This window comes from Burkholderia sp. AU33423 (assembly GCF_002223135.1).
In the GTDB taxonomy this organism is placed as follows: domain Bacteria; phylum Pseudomonadota; class Gammaproteobacteria; order Burkholderiales; family Burkholderiaceae; genus Burkholderia; species Burkholderia lata_D.
In genome coordinates, this window is record NZ_NKFH01000007.1 from 894,207 (window position 1) to 910,132 (window position 15,926).

The window sequence follows — 15,926 nt, forward strand, 5'->3', positions numbered from 1 at the left end:
ACGGCGGCGGCTCATGCCTGACACCGCACACATCGACTTTCGACAGGCCCATCCGGATGACTTCCTCGAACCTGATGACGCGCGACGCGCAGATCGCAGATCACGCCGACATCGCAAGACTGATGCCCCAGCTTGGCTACGATGCGACCCCCGCGATGATCCGCGACAAGCTGGCAACCCTGCTGCCGAGCGCGGTCGACCGTATCCTGGTCGCGACGGTCGCGGGCCGCGTGGTGGGCTGCATCAGCCTGCATGCGCTTGCGCTATTTCACGCGCACGGCAATCTCGGGCGCATCACCAGTCTGGTCGTCGACGAAGGCTGTCGCGGGCAGGGTGTCGGCGGCGCACTGATCGCGGCGGCGCACATCTGGTTCGAGTCGACGGGGTGCGTGAAACTGGAGGTGACGAGCGGCGACCTTCGGCTCGATGCGCACCGCTTTTACGCGCGGCACGGCTTCGTGCGGGACGGACAACGGTTGTCGAAGCCCGTCCGGCCGTAATGCCACCGCGCGAGCGCGCGGCGTAGCCGCTGTCGCGGAAAAACCGGCGACGCGTGGCGTTCAGTGCCGTTCGCCGCGCCAGCGTCCCGGCGCCACGCCGAAGCGCTTCGTGAACGCATGCGTGAACGTGCTTTGATCCGCGAAGCCGACGCTGCCCGCGATGTCGACGAGCGAATGCCGGCCGTCGGCGAGCAGCACGACCGCTGCGTCGAGCCGCAGCCGCTGCAGGTAGCGATGCGGCGTTTCACCGAATGCGTCGACGAACAGTTGATGAAAGCGGCGCATTCCGTAGCCGCAGTGCGCGGCGAGGTCGGCGATACGCAGCGGCTCCTCGAGCCGTGCGCGCAGCCAGCGGTCGATGCGCGCGAAATCGAGGCCCGAGGCGGGCGCGGAGATGGCGCGTTCGTCGAGCAGCGCGCCACACAGCCGCGCGGCGGCCTGCCACTGGAAACGGTGCGCGGCCGCGTGCCGCGCGTCGTCGGCGGGGGCTTCGAGTTGCGCGGCGACGGCCGCGATCTGCGCGACCAGCGACGTCAGTGCCGGATCGATCGCCACGGCGCGCGCGCTGTCGAACAGCCGCTGCGGCACCGCGAGCGACGCGAGGGGAAGATTGAGCACGAGCTGGCGGTTCTCGCCGAGGCCCGCGTAATCGTGGCGCGCGCCGGCCGGAACCAGCCACGCGCCGTGCCGGTCGAGCCGCTGGCTGACGCCGTCCACCGCCATCACCATCGCACCGTCGATGCCGAGCACGATCTGGTGAAAGTCGTGCACGTCCGACGCTTCGAGCGTGTCGTAGCGTTGCAGTGCGATGGTGGGGGACGAAAGGTGGGCCATGGGGCAGGGCGTCGGCCGGCGGCTCGCGTGCGGTATCAGACGTCGAGCAGTTCGACTTCGAACACGAGCGTGGCATTCGGCGGAATCACGCCGCCTGCGCCGCGCGGGCCGTAGCCGAGTTGCGGCGGGATCGTCAGGCGACGCACGCCGCCGACCTTCATGCCCTGCACGCCTTCGTCCCAGCCCTTGATGACCATGCCGCCGCCGAGCACGAATGCGAACGGGTCGTTGCGATCCTTGCTCGAATCGAATTTCTGACCATCGGTCAGCCAGCCCGTGTAGTGGACGCTGACGGTCTTGCCGGCTTGCGCTTCCGCGCCGGTGCCTTCGGTCAGGTCTTCGTACTTGAGGCCCGATTCGGTCGTGATGACAGACATGACTTCTCCTGAAAAAGGATGGGTAAAACCGCTATTGTAGGCGAGCGCGCAGCGGGCCGGCGCTCGCGGCGGTCGGCCGCTCGCACGCGTGTCGCGGGTAGCGGCGGGCCGCCGTGGCCGCTATCGTTCGACACGCAAATGGAACGCGCGTTTGAATTTTTCGCACGCCCCGCGACCGCGGTTGCACCACGTGAGTGCGACGCGTGTATGAATCGGCGCTACCGGGGCGTGCCGCAGCGTACCGCGTGGTGCCTCCGATTTCCGGGAAACGCCCGCGGCACGAGGCTTTCAGGCCGTCGGCGTGACACGGCACGACGCAGCGCGTGTCGCTCGCGAGCCACCGTACGCGTTCGAATCCCGCCCCGTCCAGACGCTGTTCGAGCGCCGTTTTTTCCACCTTTTCGACCGTGCCCTGTTTGGAAGCGCGCATCTACCGCGCGGCTTGCGTGCGCCGCCGCGGGCGGCCTATCTTTACAGCTGTCGATGTCAAGATTTTGGCGGTGCGCGCCGCGCCGCCCGGGCCTGCGCCGGCTGCGTCGGACGACGCGCCGGGCCGCTCCGGAACCAGGAGAACGATGAACATGAAGTCAGCCGCTTCCGCCACCGCAGCCGGGATCATGCCGGTGCGCCGCGACCTGCGCTTCGACCTGCCGGTCGAACGCGCGAAGGACTGGCATGGCCTCGGGTCGCACGTGACCCATTTCTTCAACGCGCTGTCGCTGCTGTTCCCGGCCGGCGAGCGCTTCTTCATGGATTCGGTGCGCAACTACCGCGACCGGATCGACGATCCCGTGCTGAAGCAGCAGGTGCTCGGCTTCATCGGCCAGGAGGCGATGCACACGCGCGAGCACATCGAGTACAACGAGTTGATGCAGGCGAACCACCTGCCCGCGCGCAAGCTCGACAAGCGCGTCTGGACGGTGCTCGGCTACATGAAGCGCAAGCTGCCGCATTCGGTGCAGCTCGCGCATACGGTCGCGGCGGAGCACTACACGGCGATGCTCGCCGACTGGCTGCTGCGCGACCCGACGCGCCTCGACGGCTCGGTCGAGGGCTACCGCCAGATGTGGATCTGGCACGCGCTCGAGGAAACCGAGCACAAGGCCGTGTCGTTCGACGTATGGAACGCCGCGATGGAACCGGGCCTGCGCCGTTACCTGATCCGCATCGGCGTGTATCTGCTGACAACGCTGACGTTCTGGCCGACCGTATTCCTGATGCATGCGACGCTGCTGTGGCGCGATCGCGGCGCCGGCCATCACGTGCGCGGCATGCTGCGGATGATCGCGTTCCTGTACGGGCCGCGCCGGGGGCTGTTCCCGCGCATCGCCGGCGAATGGTTGAGCTTCTTCCGGCCGGGCTTCCATCCGTGGGATCACGACAATCACCACCATCTGGCGCGGGTCGATGCGCTCGCCGCCGCCTACGGCGAACAGGGCGGCACGACGGCCGGCCGTGGCCGCGCCAACGCGCCGGCGCCGCTCGCATCGGGCCGCTGAGACCGCCGCTGCACCGCTGCGTCGGCATGCGCGGCATCGGGCCGCGCCTGTTGCGTTCGTGCATCAGCCGTCCACCTCTGACGATTGACTGAAATCAATTCGAACCGGCAGCACGGGTGCCCTGCGGGCCCGTCGACCGGTTGTGCACGCATGCGCTGGCGAGCCGATCCGGCGTGCGCGGCATCGCCCGGGAACGCCATGCGCCAGCACCGGCGCGGCTTTGCGCGCCGCGCAGCCGCCCGTTCAGGGGGGGCGCCGCGTACGCCACCGGGATAACACCCATCTAGCCGCGCGTCCGCCGCATCGATATACCGTTCATGACAATGTCCACCTCACGCGCGATTCCTGCACGGGGGGATTTTATTCGGACGGAAATGCGGCCAATATGTCGGTTCGATCGAGGTCCGTCGCGCGTGACGGCGAGCCAGCGCGATACCAACGCCAAGCGGGGAACAACGATGGTTGCTAGGTCACCTGACGCAAACGGGCATGCGGTGCCCGAGATGTCGCATGTGTCCGTCACCGCGCCCGAGGACGGACGCAAGCTGTTCGTGATCATGCGCTCGCCCGATGAGCCGTTGCTTGCGCAACTGCGCGGGCTCGGCTGGGAAATCTCCGTCGCGAAGACGGCCGGCGCCGCGCAGAACATGACCTCCGGCGTGAGCGTCGCCGCCGGTCTGGTCGATTTCACCGGGTTCACGTCGCGCGACTATCCCGCGCTGAAGGCGTGCCTGAGCCAGCCGTCGATCGGCTGGATTTCCATCGCGCAGGCCGGCATCACGATCAGCCCCGCGGTGCGCGAACTGATCCGCAGCTATTGTTTCGATTACGTGACCCTTCCGTTGCCCTACGAATGGATTTCGCACGTGCTCGGCCATGCGCGCGGGATGGCCGCGCTCGATCGCGTCGACGGCGCGGCCTATGCGGCGTCGATCGGCGAACACGGGATGATCGGCAACTGCGAGGCGATGCAGCAGCTGTTCAGCACGATCCGCAAGGTCGCGAAGACCGACGCGAGCGTGTTCATCTCGGGCGAGTCGGGCACCGGCAAGGAGCTGACGGCGCTGGCGATTCACGAGCGCTCCGGCCGCGGCAAGGGGCCGTTCATCGCGATCAATTGCGGCGCGATTCCGCATCACCTGCTGCAGTCGGAACTGTTCGGCTACGAGCGCGGCGCGTTCACTGGCGCGAACCAGCGGCGTGCGGGCCGGATCGAATCGGCGAACGGCGGCACGCTGTTTCTCGACGAAATCGGCGACATGCCGGTCGAAAGCCAGGCGAGCCTGCTGCGTTTCCTGCAGGAAGGGAAGATCGAGCGGCTCGGCGGGCAGGAGTCGATTCCGGTCGACGTACGGATCATCTCGGCTACCCACGTCGATCTCGACGGCGCGGTCGAGGCCGGGCGCTTCCGCGCGGACCTTTATCACCGCCTGTGCGTGCTGCGCATCCACGAGCCGCCGCTGCGCGCGCGCGGCAAGGATATCGACATCCTCGCGCACTACGTGCTGCAGAAATTCAAGTCCGACAGCGGCCGCAAGATCAGCGGCTTCACGTCGGCCGCGCTCGATGCGATGCGCCGCTACGAGTGGCCGGGCAACGTGCGCGAGCTGATCAACCGCGTGCGGCGCGCGATCGTGATGGCCGAAAGCCGGCTGCTGACGCCGCACGATCTCGGGCTCGAGACGCCGGGCGAAACCGAACCCGTGACGCTCGAACAGGCGCGGGCGCTCGCCGAGCGCACCGCGATCGAGAATGCGCTGCTGCGCAACGATCACCGCATCAACAAGGCCGCGGCCGAACTCGGCATTTCACGCGTGACGCTCTACCGGATGATGATCGAGCACGGGCTGAACGATCACGACAACAACGGCGGGAACGACAGCACGCCGTCCGGCGACGCGGGGCATCAGCGGGTCGGCTGAACCGGCGCACGCATGACGCGTGAGCCGGTTCAGCGATAGGTCCAGAGCCGGTGCAGCACGAACGTGACCGGCGGCACGCACAGCACGACCGCGACGATGCTCCACGCGCGGGCGAGGCCGAGCGTCTCGGTGCCGTGCGCCAGCAGCATCGTCATGCCGAGGCCGGCCATCGCGACGGCGAGAAAGCGCACGAAGTTGCCCCACGTCACCGGCGACGAAAAACTCCACAGCGTGTTGGCGAGATACGAGAACGCGGTCGAGCACGCGAACGCGACCGCGTTCGCGCTCACCGGCGTCGCGTCGAACAGCGCGAACATCGCCGCCGCGATCAGCGCATGCAGCGCGGTCGATCCGACGCCCGACACCCCGAAGCGAATCAGCCTGGCGCGTTCAGCGGTATAGAGGGTGCGGATCATCGGGTGCGGTCGTTCGGGTGATGTGGCGGCGTGTGGAGCGGTGTCGACGGGTGTGGCACTCGCCGGCGAAGGGCGCCGACGCCAACATGACGCGCACCGGTTTCGCAGTATAGCGATGCCGCCGGTCCGATGGATGCGGGGACAACCTGCGGCTTCCGTGCCGCCTGCGCCATGTAAAGCGCATGAAACATTTTCGCGTCGGCGGCCACGCAAATTTGCGCGGCAAATCGGGGTGAACGGCCGGCTACCCGTCGGTAAGAATGTCGCGCTGCATTGTTCAGCCTTATCCGGCAAGGCAGGGCCGCGACGCGGCCGGCGCATGCCGCGCGCCGCGTGTTTCAGATTCGTAACTTCCCGTCTTCCGCACCCGTTCCGGCCACCACGCTGCCCGGCCAACCCCTTGTCCGGACGGGCTCGCGCGACGCTGGCCCGCTCCTTGCGGTAGTGGGTGTGCGAAAGTCGACGATGCACGGTCCGCCCGGTTCGGCAGCGAACCCTGTCAGTACCGGCCAGGACACAGTCCGCGGGGATGCGGCGGCGGCGCGCGGCACGACAGCTGCGTTCCGGCGAGCACGGAGTGTCGTCGCCTGATCGTCGGAGCACCGGTCTCGTCCGGTTGCCGGAACAACCATCAGATTGATACGGGGAAGAAAAATGATCGATCGCCATACGCCGCGGCCGGCAGGCCGCGATCGCAGTGATTCGGGGCATCGCCGGTCGAACGTCGTTCTTGCAGCCGGCCGGCATGCATCGACAGGCCATCTCTGCGCGCCCGGTGCGAGGCGGATCCGGCTGATTGCCGGTCATCCGCGCCGGGTCGGCACTTTCCTGCACGCGAACCCGATTCGCAAGGGCATGTGCACACGGGCGCCGGTACCGCGACGCCCGGTCTTCGCCTACTGACTGAAGCCGTACGATATCCGTTCGCGCGAGGCATCGTCCACGTGAAGGATCAATCTGCAATCCGAATGAAATGCGAAGTGTCGTGCCATGTGCGCGACGGACGAAGCATTCGATGCGACGGCAAACGGCGTGACGCCGGTGCCGTCCGGTGGTGAGGGGAGGGGCGGTCGGACGCGCGCGACGGGTGTGGCGCCCGTACGCGCGCGACGCCGTTTCAGCCGCCGTAGATGTCGAAGTCGAAGTACTTGGACGCGAGCCGCTTGTAGGTGCCGTCCTTGACCATATCGAGGATGGCGCCGTCGATCTTCGCCTTCAGGTCGGTGTCCTCCTTGCGCAGCCCGATGCCGGCGCCGATACCGAGCACCTTCTCGTCGACGAGTTCCGGGCCGACGAACGTGTAGTTCGCGCCGCGCGGCGATTTCAGGAACCCGATGGCCGCCTGCACTTCATCCTGCAGTGCCGCGTCGAGGCGGCCCGAGGTCAGGTCCGCGTACACGCCGTCCTGGTTCTGGTACGACACGACGTTCGCGCCTTGCTTGCCCCAGTACGCCTTCGCATACGTTTCCTGCGTCGTGCCCTGTTCGACGCCGATCGATTTGCCCTTCAGCGATTCGGCCGTCGGCAGCAGCGGCGAGCCCTTCTTCACGACGAGCCGCGTCGGCTGGTTGTAGATCTTCGTCGTGAAGCCGATCTGCTGCGCGCGTTGCGGCGTGATCGACATCGACGACAGCACCGCGTCGAACTTCTTTGCCTTCAGCGCCGGAATCATCCCGTCGAAATCGTTCTCGAGCCACACGCACTTCGCCTTCAGGCGCGCGCAGATCTCGTTGCCGAGGTCGATGTCGAAGCCGACGAGCTTGCCGTCGGGCGCCTTCGACTCGAACGGCGCGTAGCTGGCATCGGTGCCGAAGCGGATCGTGGTCCAGTCCTTCGCGACGGCGGGGCCTGCGGATACCGCCAGCAGGGCGATCGAAACAGCGGCAATCAGTCTCTTCATGGTGCGTTCCTTGGCGGGGTGCTTCCGGTTTCTGTGCGACACGGTTTCACGGATACGAACCGCGTCTGCGCGCGGTGTCCGCACGGCCATTAACGCAGAAAATAAAATCCGAGTCCAGAATGGACAAAAAATATCGTTTTGTCGGACGGCCGAATCGGTCGGCGGGTCTCGACCCTTGCAAAAATACGAAAATGGACTAATCTTGTTAGTAAATTCGTTTCGAGACTAACGATCATGTCACAGCCCGCCTATGAATCGCACTCCGTCCCGCCGCAGGCCTCGGTCGCGCAGATGTCGGCGGCCGGCCTGCGTGCGTTTTTCAACATCGCACGCGACTGGGAACTGACGATCGACGAGCAGATCGTGCTGCTCGGGTCGCCCGGCCGTTCGACGTTCTTCAAGTGGAAGGCCACGCCGGAATCGGCGCGGCTGCCGCGCGATACGCTCGAACGGCTATCGCTGTTGCTCGGCATCTACAAGGCGCTGCAGATCCTGCTGCCGCAGCCGGCCGCGGCCGATGCGTGGGTCAAGCGGCCCAACGACGCGGCGCCGTTCGGCGGCAAGCGCGCACTCGACCGGATGCTCGCCGGCAACGTCGGCGATCTGGTCGCCGTCCGGCAATATCTCGACGCGATGCGAGGTGGCTGGGCGTGACAATGCCGATCCAAGCACAACAATGGCCCACGACCGCGGTCGAGTGGGCGCCAGCCTATCGCGTGATCCCCACCCGTTTCCCGGCGATCAACCTGTTCGACCGCGTGGCCTCGGCGGACGATTTCGACGCGCTTTACGCACTCGAATCGCTGACCAACGACCGCATCCGCAACGAAGTCGGCGCACTCGATCTCGTGCCGCCCGCCGAGCGCCGCTACGGGCAGGGCTGGGGGCCGATCATGGCCGCGTTCACGCACCTGAATCCGCAGGGCAGCCGCTTTTCCGACGGCAGCTATGGCGTGTTCTACTGCGCGCGTTCGCGCGATACGGCGATCGCCGAAACGCGTTATCACAGCGCGTTGTTCCTGGAAGCGACGAAGGAGCCGCCGATGCGCCAGCAGATGCGGCTCTATACGGTGATCGCGCAGGGCGAAGTGGCCGACCTGCGCGTGTGGCCGAAACGCGATCCGGCGCTGCTGCACCCGCTCGATTACAGCGCCGGGCAGGCGCTCGGTCGTGCGGTGCGCAATGCGGGTGGCGCGGGCATCGTGTATCCGTCGGTGCGCGACCCGCGCGGCGAGTGCCTGGCGGCGTTCCGCACCGCGCTGCTGCGCGACTGCCATCACGCGGCCTACCTCGAATACAACTGGAACGGCTCGGCCGTCGATGCGGTGTTCGAACTGAACCAGGTCGGCTAGCGCCCGCTTGCGGGCGTCAGGGCATGTCAGCGCCTCAGGGCAGCGGCCAGTCGCCTGCGTGGCGCTCGCGCGCCTCGGCCTGCGTCATCGACCAGGTGCGCCCGGTGCGCGGCTCGGCGAGCGTGAGCCGCCCGGCCGGCGCGAATGCCCCCGTGTCGATGAACCACTGCGCGCCGATCCGCTGCGGCGCGCGCACCGGTGTGTGCCCGGTGCAGGTCAGCGACAGCCCGGCCTGTCGCGCGGGATCGGCGAGCCCCTGGACGAGATCGCGGCCCCAGATCAGCCGCTCACGCACGTCGTGCGCATAGCTGCCCGTGTCGAGATCGGCGTCCGAGCCGAAGAATTCCGCATGCAGCACGTTGAAGCGCCCGGGGCCGTCGCCGATCACGCGCACCAGCGGCAGCGCGTCGACGCGTGCCGCATGCGCGTGCAGCCGTTCCGGCGGCAGGTCGGCACCCCAGTCGCCGCCGATCCCGCGCCACGCGTCGGGCGACAGCTTGCCGCGCGCCACGAGGCTCAGTACTTCCTCGTGATTGCCGCGCACGACGTGGCACCACGGGCGGTCGAGCAGGTCGAGCGTGGCTTCGGAGGCCGGGCCGCGGTCGACGAGGTCGCCGACCGAGAACAGGCGGTCGCGGGCCGGATCGAAGCGGATGTCGTGCAGCAGCGCGCGCAGCACATCCACGCAGCCGTGCAGGTCGCCGACGACGAAGTCGCGGCCGACCGCGTTCGCCGGGTGGCGGCAGAGGGGGGCGGTGGCAGTCATCCCAATATCTTAGGCGCTCGCGCCCCCATCGCCACGTCACGATGGAATGACGATAATCGGGGCAATACCCGCCGGTACGGCGCGGCGGTCTGTCCCGCGCGCCGGCCGACCCCTTTCCATTTGCTTTCGGAATCACATGATGACGCTTTATCCGCAGGTGTTACGCAACCGGCCGCGCATGGTCGCGGCGTTCGTCGCCGGCTTGCTGTGCGCGGTGCTGCTGCCGTTTTCGCTGCGTCCGACCGTGCGTGCGCTGATCGGCTGGGATTGCGCGATCTGGCTGTATCTCGTGCTGATGTGGGTGCGCATGATCACCGCGCATCATCATCAGGTGCGCGAAATCGCGATTCGCGAGGATGAAAACGCGACGACCGTACTGACCGTCGTGTGCCTAGCGACCGTCGCGAGCGTTGCCGCGATCGCGATCGAACTCGCGACTGCGAAGAGCGTCGGCTTCAGCGCGGGGCTCAGCCACTACGCGATCACGGGCGCGACGCTGTTCGGCGCGTGGTTCCTGATCCCGACGATCTTCACGCTGCACTATGCGCGGCTCTATTACGGCTCGCCGACCAAGGATCGAGCGCTGCGCTTCCCGGACCAGAACCCCGAGCCAGATTACTGGGATTTCCTGTATTTCGCGTTCACGATCGCGGTCGCGTCGCAGACGGCCGACGTGTCGCTGGCGAACCGCTCCGCGCGACGCTCGGTGCTCGCGCAGTCGATCCTGTCGTTCTACTTCAACATGGCCGTGCTCGGGCTATCGATCAACGTCGCGGCGGGCCTGCTGAGCTGACGCGGGCCACGGTCATTCGCAGCGTTACTTGAGCAGGTCGTACGGGCCGCCGCGCTCCAGCGCCCGCTGGTACGCGGGCCGTGCATGGATCGCATCGAGAAAGCGCGCGATCGCGGGATAGCGGCTGCCGCCCCCGCGCGCGGTCGCGGCTTCGAGCGGAAAGCTCATCTGGATGTCGGCTGCGCTGAAACCGTCGCCGACGAACCATCCGGTGCGGCTCAACGTGTCGTCGACATGGCCGAGATGCAGGGCGATCTGCGGATCGACGAAGCTCGACTGCAGCGTGTCGGCGATCTTGCGTGCGATCGGCCGGGCGAAGAACGGCATCGGCGCGTGTGCGATCCGCAGCGCGACGAGCTTGAGCAGCAGCGGCGGCATCGCCGACCCTTCCGCGTAGTGGAGCCAGTACGTGTAGTGGTGCCGCTCCGGCGTGCCGGGCGGCGGCGCCAGGCGTCCGTTGCCGTAGCGTTCGACCAGGTATTCGATGATCGCGCCCGATTCGGCGTGCGTGCGGCCGTCGTCGGTGACCACCGGCGACTTGCCGAGCGGATGGATCGCGCGCAACTCGGGCGGCGCGAGCATCGTCTTCGGATCACGCGCGTAGCGCACGATCTCGTACGGCACATCCAGTTCTTCGAGCAGCCAGAACACGCGCTGCGAGCGCGAGTTGTTCAGGTGATGGACGGTGAGCATGTCGACGCCGGAAGTGGGGGCGGGAACGACATCATACCCAGCGCGTAGGGCGCGTACGCGAAACGCGTTGCGCGCCGTGACGAGCCGCGTCTGGCTGACCGCGTCTGGCCGTCCGCGCCGCTCCCTCACGCGCGCCGCACCGCGATCCACGCACCCCAGAACAGGCTCGCGAAAAAGCGCAGCGGCGCATCGAAGCCGGCGTCGCGCAGCAGGCCGAACACGGCTTCCTCGGACGCCGGCGGATCGGCGCCCTGCAGGATCTTCGCGAGTTGCGCGCGCACCGCGTCGGGCGTCGCGCCTTTCATGCGCCAGCGCTGCTGCCATGCATCGAGCAGGCGAGGATGGTCCGCATAGCGGCGATGGTTGCCGGCGAGCACGAGCGGCGCGCCGGGTTTCAGGCGCCGCGCGATCGCATGCAGCAGCGCCGCCTTCGCTTCGTCGCCGGGGACGTGGTGCAGTACGCCGATCAACGTCGCGCCGTCGAACGCGGGCGTGTCGGGCAACGCATCGACACCGTCTCCGACGAATGCCGTGCGTGCGCCGAAACCCGCGGCCTCGACGTTCGAGCGCGCGAGCGCGAGCATCGGTTCGGACGGGTCGACGGCCGTGAACTGCCAGCCCGGCTCGAGCGCGGCCGCCACGCAGATTTCCTGCCCGGTGCCGCCCGCGCCCGCGACGAGGATCCGCGCCTCGGGCGCAGCGATCGCCGACGCGAGCATGCACGCGGTGAGTTCGTGGCAGGCATCGTAGCCGGCGAGCGCGATGCGGGATTGCTCGGCGTATTCGTGGGCGCGTGCCGGATCGAATTTGGCGGCGCTGGCGGGAAGCGACATGGCGGGTTCCTCGGGTCGGGCGCGGACGACGTGTCCGCGAGCATGGCGCAGAGCGTAAGTGTGCGCGGCCGGTGCAACAAGGCGAGCAGCCATTCCGGTATGGCTGCTACCCGACTCGCCGGCGCCTGCCGGAATACGGGTTTTCCAGGGGTCGATTCGTATTTAATAATGTCCGGGAACGATGCATCGCGGTAGCGAATCCGGCGCATACTCGTTTCTCTCCCCCCGCCTGGCCGTCGCATGCCGGGCCCCGATGCGCCGCGCCCCGCTGGCGCGGCCATGCCGCTCGGTACGCACGAGGAGCGCATGATGTCCGATTGTCCGCACGATCCGTATGCGCAGCACCACATTCACTGCTTGCCGTTCGGCGCCCAGCCCTGTGGCGCGCTCTGCGCGACGCCGCGCACGCATTTTCGCGTGTGGGCGCCGGGCAGCACGCAGGTCCAGCTCGAACTCGATACCGGCTTTGGCCCGTCGCTCGTGCCGATGGCCGCCGCCGGCACGAACTGGTTCGAAGTCTTTACCGATTGCGGCGCGGGTGCGCGTTACCGCTATCGCCTCGACGATGCGGTATCGATTCCCGATCCTGCGTCGCGTTCGCAACCCGAAGGGCTCAACGGTCCGAGCGAGGTCATCGATCCGCGCGCGTTCACGTGGCGCAACACGTTCTGGCGCGGGCGCGCGTGGGAAGACATCGCGCTCTATGCGATCCGCCCGCACGCGGTAGGCGGCTTCGACGCCGTGCGCCGGCGCCTGCCCCAACTCGCGCGACTCGGCGTGACCGCGCTGGAGTTGCTCGCATCGCCGCACGACAGCCTGCCGTTCGCGCCGCTCGCGGCCGAAGGCGGCCCCGACGCGCTGAAGGCGCTGATCGATGCCGCGCATGGCTACGGTCTCGCGGTGCTGCTGGAACTCGACTACGCGCGCTTCGGCAGCGGCACCGATGCGCTGCGCCACTACGCGGCACCGTTCTTCCATACGCGCGACGATCCGCTGCAGGCGTCGCCGCTCGCGCTCGATCATCCGGAAGTCTGCGATTTCTTCTGCGACAACGCGTTGTACTGGATCGACGAATACCGTTGCGACGGGCTGCGCCTGCGCGAAGCCGACCGGATCGGCGTGTCGTGGCTGCGCGAGATCGCGGATCGCGTGCGCGCGGCCGTGCCGGCGGACCGGCTGATCCATCTCGTCCTCGGCAGCGAGCGGCATCCGGCGCATCTTGCCGATACCCATTTCGATGCGCAGTGGAACGGGTGCGGCGAACGCGCGCTGCACCGGCTGACGGGGCGCGATACGTCGGGCCACGAAGGCATTTCCACGCACCAGTCGATCCACACGCTCGCCCGCGCGCTGACCGCGGCCGGGGCCGCATTCCAGCCGGCCGGGTCGGGAGGCGGCATGGCTGCCGACAGCGGGCTGTCGTTGACGTCGCTGGTGCTGTCCGATGGCGCGTGGCGCGACAGCGGGCAGGGTGACCACGGGCAGGAGGCCGGTCTGGCCGCACTTGCGCTGTCGCTGCTCACGCCGCAGATCCCGTTGATCTTCGACGAAACCGCGCACGATATCGATCGCGCGCATTTCGTGCAGTCGGCGCTCGCGGTGCGCGCGAAGCTGATCTCGCCGCGATTGTCCGATTGCCGGCCGCAGGAGGCGCGTGCGCTGAAGTCGGACGGCGACGGCGATGCCGACGCGCTGCTCGCATCATGGTGGCTCGCCGACGACGAGACGCTGACGATCGCGTTGAACCTGTCGCCCGACGCGGTGCCGTTCGATGCGCCGAGAGGGCGAGTGGTGTTCGAGACGCCGGCGCGTGCGCGCGACCGGGTCGATGAAGGGGTGTTGCCGCCGTATGCGCTCGTCGCGTGGCTGACGGGTGACGTCAACCGGTATGCGCTCACGCACGATGCGCGTCGCATCGATGACGGCACCTGGCGCGGAATGCGTCCGAACCTGAACGCATGATGACCGAGTAGGTATGCGTTCGAAAGGCCGGGCGCATCTGCGCCCGGCTGCACCGCAGGCAATCTCCGAACTACCAGAACCCGCGAATGCCCGCGATGCCGTAGGCGCCGTGGCGGCGTGCATCGTCGAGGTGGGTACGTGTCATGCCGCCGAGCGCGAAGACGGGCATGGCGGCCTCGGCCGCCAGCGCGCCGAACCGGGCCCAGCCGAGCGTCGGCGCACCGGGATGGCTGAGTGTCGGCAACACGGGCGACAGCGTGACGAAATCCGCGCCGGCGCGCGCGGCCAGCAGCAGGTCGTCGCGCGTGTGACAGGCGGCGGACACCCAGCGTCCGGCCGGCAACGGCCGCTGCGTGGCGGCGCGCAAGGCAGTGCCGTCGAGATGCCAGCCGGCGCCGTCGAGCCGCATCACGCCGGCCGCATCGATCGGCCCGTTCAGCATCAGGTGCGCGCCGGCCGCGTCGCAGCGTGCGAACGCTTCGGCGGCAAGTCGCGCGAACGCGGTTGCGTCGAGCGATTTCACACGGAGTTGCACGAGCATCTCGCCGCGCGCGAGCACGGCCGACAGCCGATCGAGGAACGCCGCGCAATCGGCCGCCGACACGGACGCCGGCTCCGGCGTGATCACGCAGCAGCGCGGCAGCGTGGCGTTCATCGCGTGCGGCGAAGCGCGGCCGTCATTCGTCGGCCTCTTTCGAGATCTTCGGGTAGACGCGCACGAGCACGATGCGCGGCCCGTTCATCTTCTTCACGACGACGTCGAAGCGGTCGAACGACACGCGCTGCCCTTCGGTCGGCAGGTCGCTGAGCGCCTGGATCACGAGGCCGCCGACCGATTCCGCGCGGCCTTCGTCGATGTCGATGCCGAGCGCCTGTTCGAGCGACACGACGGGCAGGCTGCCCTTGCCCATCAGCGTGCCGTCGTCGAGGCGGCTCCAGTCGGCGTCGCCCTGGCGGAACTCGTCGTGGATCTGGCCGACCAGCGCGCCGAGCAGGTTGTCGAGCGTCAGGAAGCCGATCGGCTTCTCGCCCTTGTTGCCGACCAGCGCGAAGTGCGGCGCGCCCTTGCGGAAGCGGCGGAACAGGTCGAGCGCCGGCGTGTCGGGCCTCACGTACTGCACCGGGCGGACGTAGTCCGACAGGTCTTCCAGCGCCGCGCCCGCGTGACGCGCGAGCAGCAGGTCCTTCAGGTGGATCAGCCCGCTCACCTGTTCGCGCGACGCATCCTCGAACAGCGGATAGCGGCTGAAGCGGTGCCGCGCGACGATCTCCATGTTGTCGGGCAGCGGCAGGTCGCGGCGCAGGCCGATCATTTCGTGGGCCGGCCGCATCAGGTCCGACACGGTCATCGACGAAAAATCGAGCGAATGCGCGAGCGTGTTCCACTCGTCGTTGCTGTACGTGCCGCGCGCCGGCTGGGCCGGATTGCCGGCCGTGCTGCGGCGGCTGCGCAGGATCAGCTTCAGCTCGTCGGTCGAGTAGTGGGCGTCGCCGCCGTGGTCGGCGGAGAGCCCCGCGAGCCGCAGCACTGCGTTGGCGCTGTTGTTGAGCACCCAGATCGCCGGATACATCGCCCAGTAGAACGCATAGAGCGGCAGCGCGACCCACAGGCCGACCTTCTCCGACTGGCGGATCGCCATCGATTTCGGCGCCAGCTCGCCGACGACGATGTGCAGGAACGAGATCAGCGAGAACGCGAACACCAGCGAGATCAGGTGCACGACGCGTTCCGACTCCACGCCGATCAGGTCGAGCAGCGGGCCGAGCAGTTGCGCGAAGGCCGGTTCGCCGACCCAGCCGAGGCCGAGCGACGCAAGCGTGATGCCGAGCTGGCACGCGGAAAGATACGCGTCGAGTCGGCCGTGCACGATGCCGAGGATGCGGCCGCGCAGGCCGTGCTTGCGGGCGAGTGTCTTGACGCGCGTGGCGCGCAGTTTGACGAGGCCGAATTCGGCCGCAACGAAGAACCCGTTCAGGGCCACCAGGAACAACGCGCCGATGAGCGCGAAGATCTGTAACAAAGAAACACTCCGGTTATGACAGGCCCATCAGTATAGAGCCGGAAAGGAATATGTAATG

Annotated in this window: 16 protein-coding genes; 7 read left to right on the plus strand and 9 right to left on the minus strand. The window is 67.9% G+C overall.

Annotation, left to right across the window (positions count from 1 at the left end):
- Nucleotides 1-56: 56 nt before the first annotated feature.
- Nucleotides 57-500 (plus strand): GNAT family N-acetyltransferase, encoded by a 444-nt coding sequence (locus CFB50_RS22605; protein WP_089447324.1) that lies wholly within the window; start codon nt 57-59, stop codon nt 498-500.
- 60 nt (nt 501-560) lie between these two features.
- Here CFB50_RS22605 and CFB50_RS22610 read toward each other — a convergent pair whose 3' ends face one another.
- Together CFB50_RS22610 and CFB50_RS22615 are read right to left on the minus strand one after the other, a co-directional pair.
- Complete coding sequence (locus CFB50_RS22610; protein ID WP_089447325.1) at nt 561-1,334, minus strand: AraC family transcriptional regulator; 774 nt, start codon at nt 1,332-1,334, stop codon at nt 561-563.
- A gap of 35 nt (nt 1,335-1,369) precedes the next feature.
- Nucleotides 1,370-1,711 carry an FKBP-type peptidyl-prolyl cis-trans isomerase gene (locus tag CFB50_RS22615; protein WP_006479474.1) on the minus strand — a complete coding sequence of 114 codons (342 nt, stop codon included), beginning with the start codon at nt 1,709-1,711 and terminating at the stop codon, nt 1,370-1,372.
- 581 nt (nt 1,712-2,292) lie between these two features.
- Here CFB50_RS22615 and CFB50_RS22620 point away from each other — a divergent pair.
- The gene (locus tag CFB50_RS22620) at nt 2,293-3,210 is read left to right on the plus strand and encodes a metal-dependent hydrolase (RefSeq protein WP_089448396.1); all 918 of its coding nucleotides are present in this window, start codon (nt 2,293-2,295) and stop codon (nt 3,208-3,210) included.
- A gap of 458 nt (nt 3,211-3,668) precedes the next feature.
- A complete protein-coding gene (locus tag CFB50_RS22625) occupies nt 3,669-5,132 on the plus strand; it encodes a sigma-54 dependent transcriptional regulator (protein WP_089447326.1) in 1,464 nt (487 codons plus the stop codon).
- Nucleotides 5,133-5,161: 29 nt separating this feature from the next.
- Here the strand turns inward: CFB50_RS22625 and CFB50_RS22630 are convergent, their stop codons facing one another.
- Together CFB50_RS22630 and CFB50_RS22640 are read right to left on the minus strand one after the other, a co-directional pair.
- On the minus strand, nt 5,162-5,548 hold the full coding sequence (locus tag CFB50_RS22630) for a GtrA family protein (protein ID WP_069251058.1): 387 nt from the start codon (nt 5,546-5,548) through the stop codon (nt 5,162-5,164).
- A gap of 1,117 nt (nt 5,549-6,665) precedes the next feature.
- Nucleotides 6,666-7,448 carry an ABC transporter substrate-binding protein gene (locus tag CFB50_RS22640; protein ID WP_069251060.1) on the minus strand — a complete coding sequence of 261 codons (783 nt, stop codon included), beginning with the start codon at nt 7,446-7,448 and terminating at the stop codon, nt 6,666-6,668.
- 234 nt (nt 7,449-7,682) lie between these two features.
- Here CFB50_RS22640 and CFB50_RS22645 point away from each other — a divergent pair, with 234 nt between their 5' ends.
- Together CFB50_RS22645 and CFB50_RS22650 are read left to right on the plus strand one after the other, a co-directional pair.
- Complete coding sequence (locus CFB50_RS22645; protein ID WP_089447327.1) at nt 7,683-8,102, plus strand: MbcA/ParS/Xre antitoxin family protein; 420 nt, start codon at nt 7,683-7,685, stop codon at nt 8,100-8,102.
- Between the two features lie 2 nt (nt 8,103-8,104).
- Nucleotides 8,105-8,800, plus strand: coding sequence for an RES family NAD+ phosphorylase (locus CFB50_RS22650; protein ID WP_069251061.1), 696 nt, complete (start codon nt 8,105-8,107; stop codon nt 8,798-8,800).
- A 34-nt stretch (nt 8,801-8,834) separates the two neighbouring features.
- Here the strand turns inward: CFB50_RS22650 and CFB50_RS22655 are convergent, their stop codons facing one another.
- Nucleotides 8,835-9,566, minus strand: coding sequence for a metallophosphoesterase (locus CFB50_RS22655; RefSeq protein WP_089447328.1), 732 nt, complete (start codon nt 9,564-9,566; stop codon nt 8,835-8,837).
- Nucleotides 9,567-9,705: 139 nt separating this feature from the next.
- Here CFB50_RS22655 and CFB50_RS22660 point away from each other — a divergent pair, with 139 nt between their 5' ends.
- Nucleotides 9,706-10,359 (plus strand): DUF1345 domain-containing protein, encoded by a 654-nt coding sequence (locus tag CFB50_RS22660; RefSeq protein ID WP_089448397.1) that lies wholly within the window; start codon nt 9,706-9,708, stop codon nt 10,357-10,359.
- A 24-nt stretch (nt 10,360-10,383) separates the two neighbouring features.
- Here CFB50_RS22660 and CFB50_RS22665 read toward each other — a convergent pair whose 3' ends face one another.
- Both CFB50_RS22665 and CFB50_RS22670 read right to left on the minus strand, forming a co-directional pair.
- Nucleotides 10,384-11,052 carry a glutathione S-transferase gene (locus CFB50_RS22665; RefSeq protein WP_089447329.1) on the minus strand — a complete coding sequence of 223 codons (669 nt, stop codon included), beginning with the start codon at nt 11,050-11,052 and terminating at the stop codon, nt 10,384-10,386.
- A gap of 125 nt (nt 11,053-11,177) precedes the next feature.
- Nucleotides 11,178-11,885 (minus strand): class I SAM-dependent methyltransferase, encoded by a 708-nt coding sequence (locus CFB50_RS22670; protein ID WP_089447330.1) that lies wholly within the window; start codon nt 11,883-11,885, stop codon nt 11,178-11,180.
- 309 nt (nt 11,886-12,194) lie between these two features.
- On the opposite strand from CFB50_RS22670, the gene CFB50_RS22675 reads away from it, so the two are divergent.
- Nucleotides 12,195-13,847, plus strand: a complete 1,653-nt coding sequence (locus tag CFB50_RS22675) for a DUF3459 domain-containing protein (RefSeq protein ID WP_089448398.1) — start codon at nt 12,195-12,197, stop codon at nt 13,845-13,847.
- Between the two features lie 70 nt (nt 13,848-13,917).
- Here CFB50_RS22675 and CFB50_RS22680 read toward each other — a convergent pair whose 3' ends face one another.
- Both CFB50_RS22680 and CFB50_RS22685 read right to left on the minus strand, forming a co-directional pair.
- Nucleotides 13,918-14,502 (minus strand): thiamine phosphate synthase, encoded by a 585-nt coding sequence (locus tag CFB50_RS22680; protein WP_089447331.1) that lies wholly within the window; start codon nt 14,500-14,502, stop codon nt 13,918-13,920.
- 22 nt (nt 14,503-14,524) lie between these two features.
- Nucleotides 14,525-15,868: a hemolysin family protein gene (locus tag CFB50_RS22685; protein ID WP_069251067.1), complete on the minus strand. Its 1,344-nt coding sequence runs from the start codon at nt 15,866-15,868 to the stop codon at nt 14,525-14,527.
- Nucleotides 15,869-15,926 lie beyond the last annotated feature (58 nt).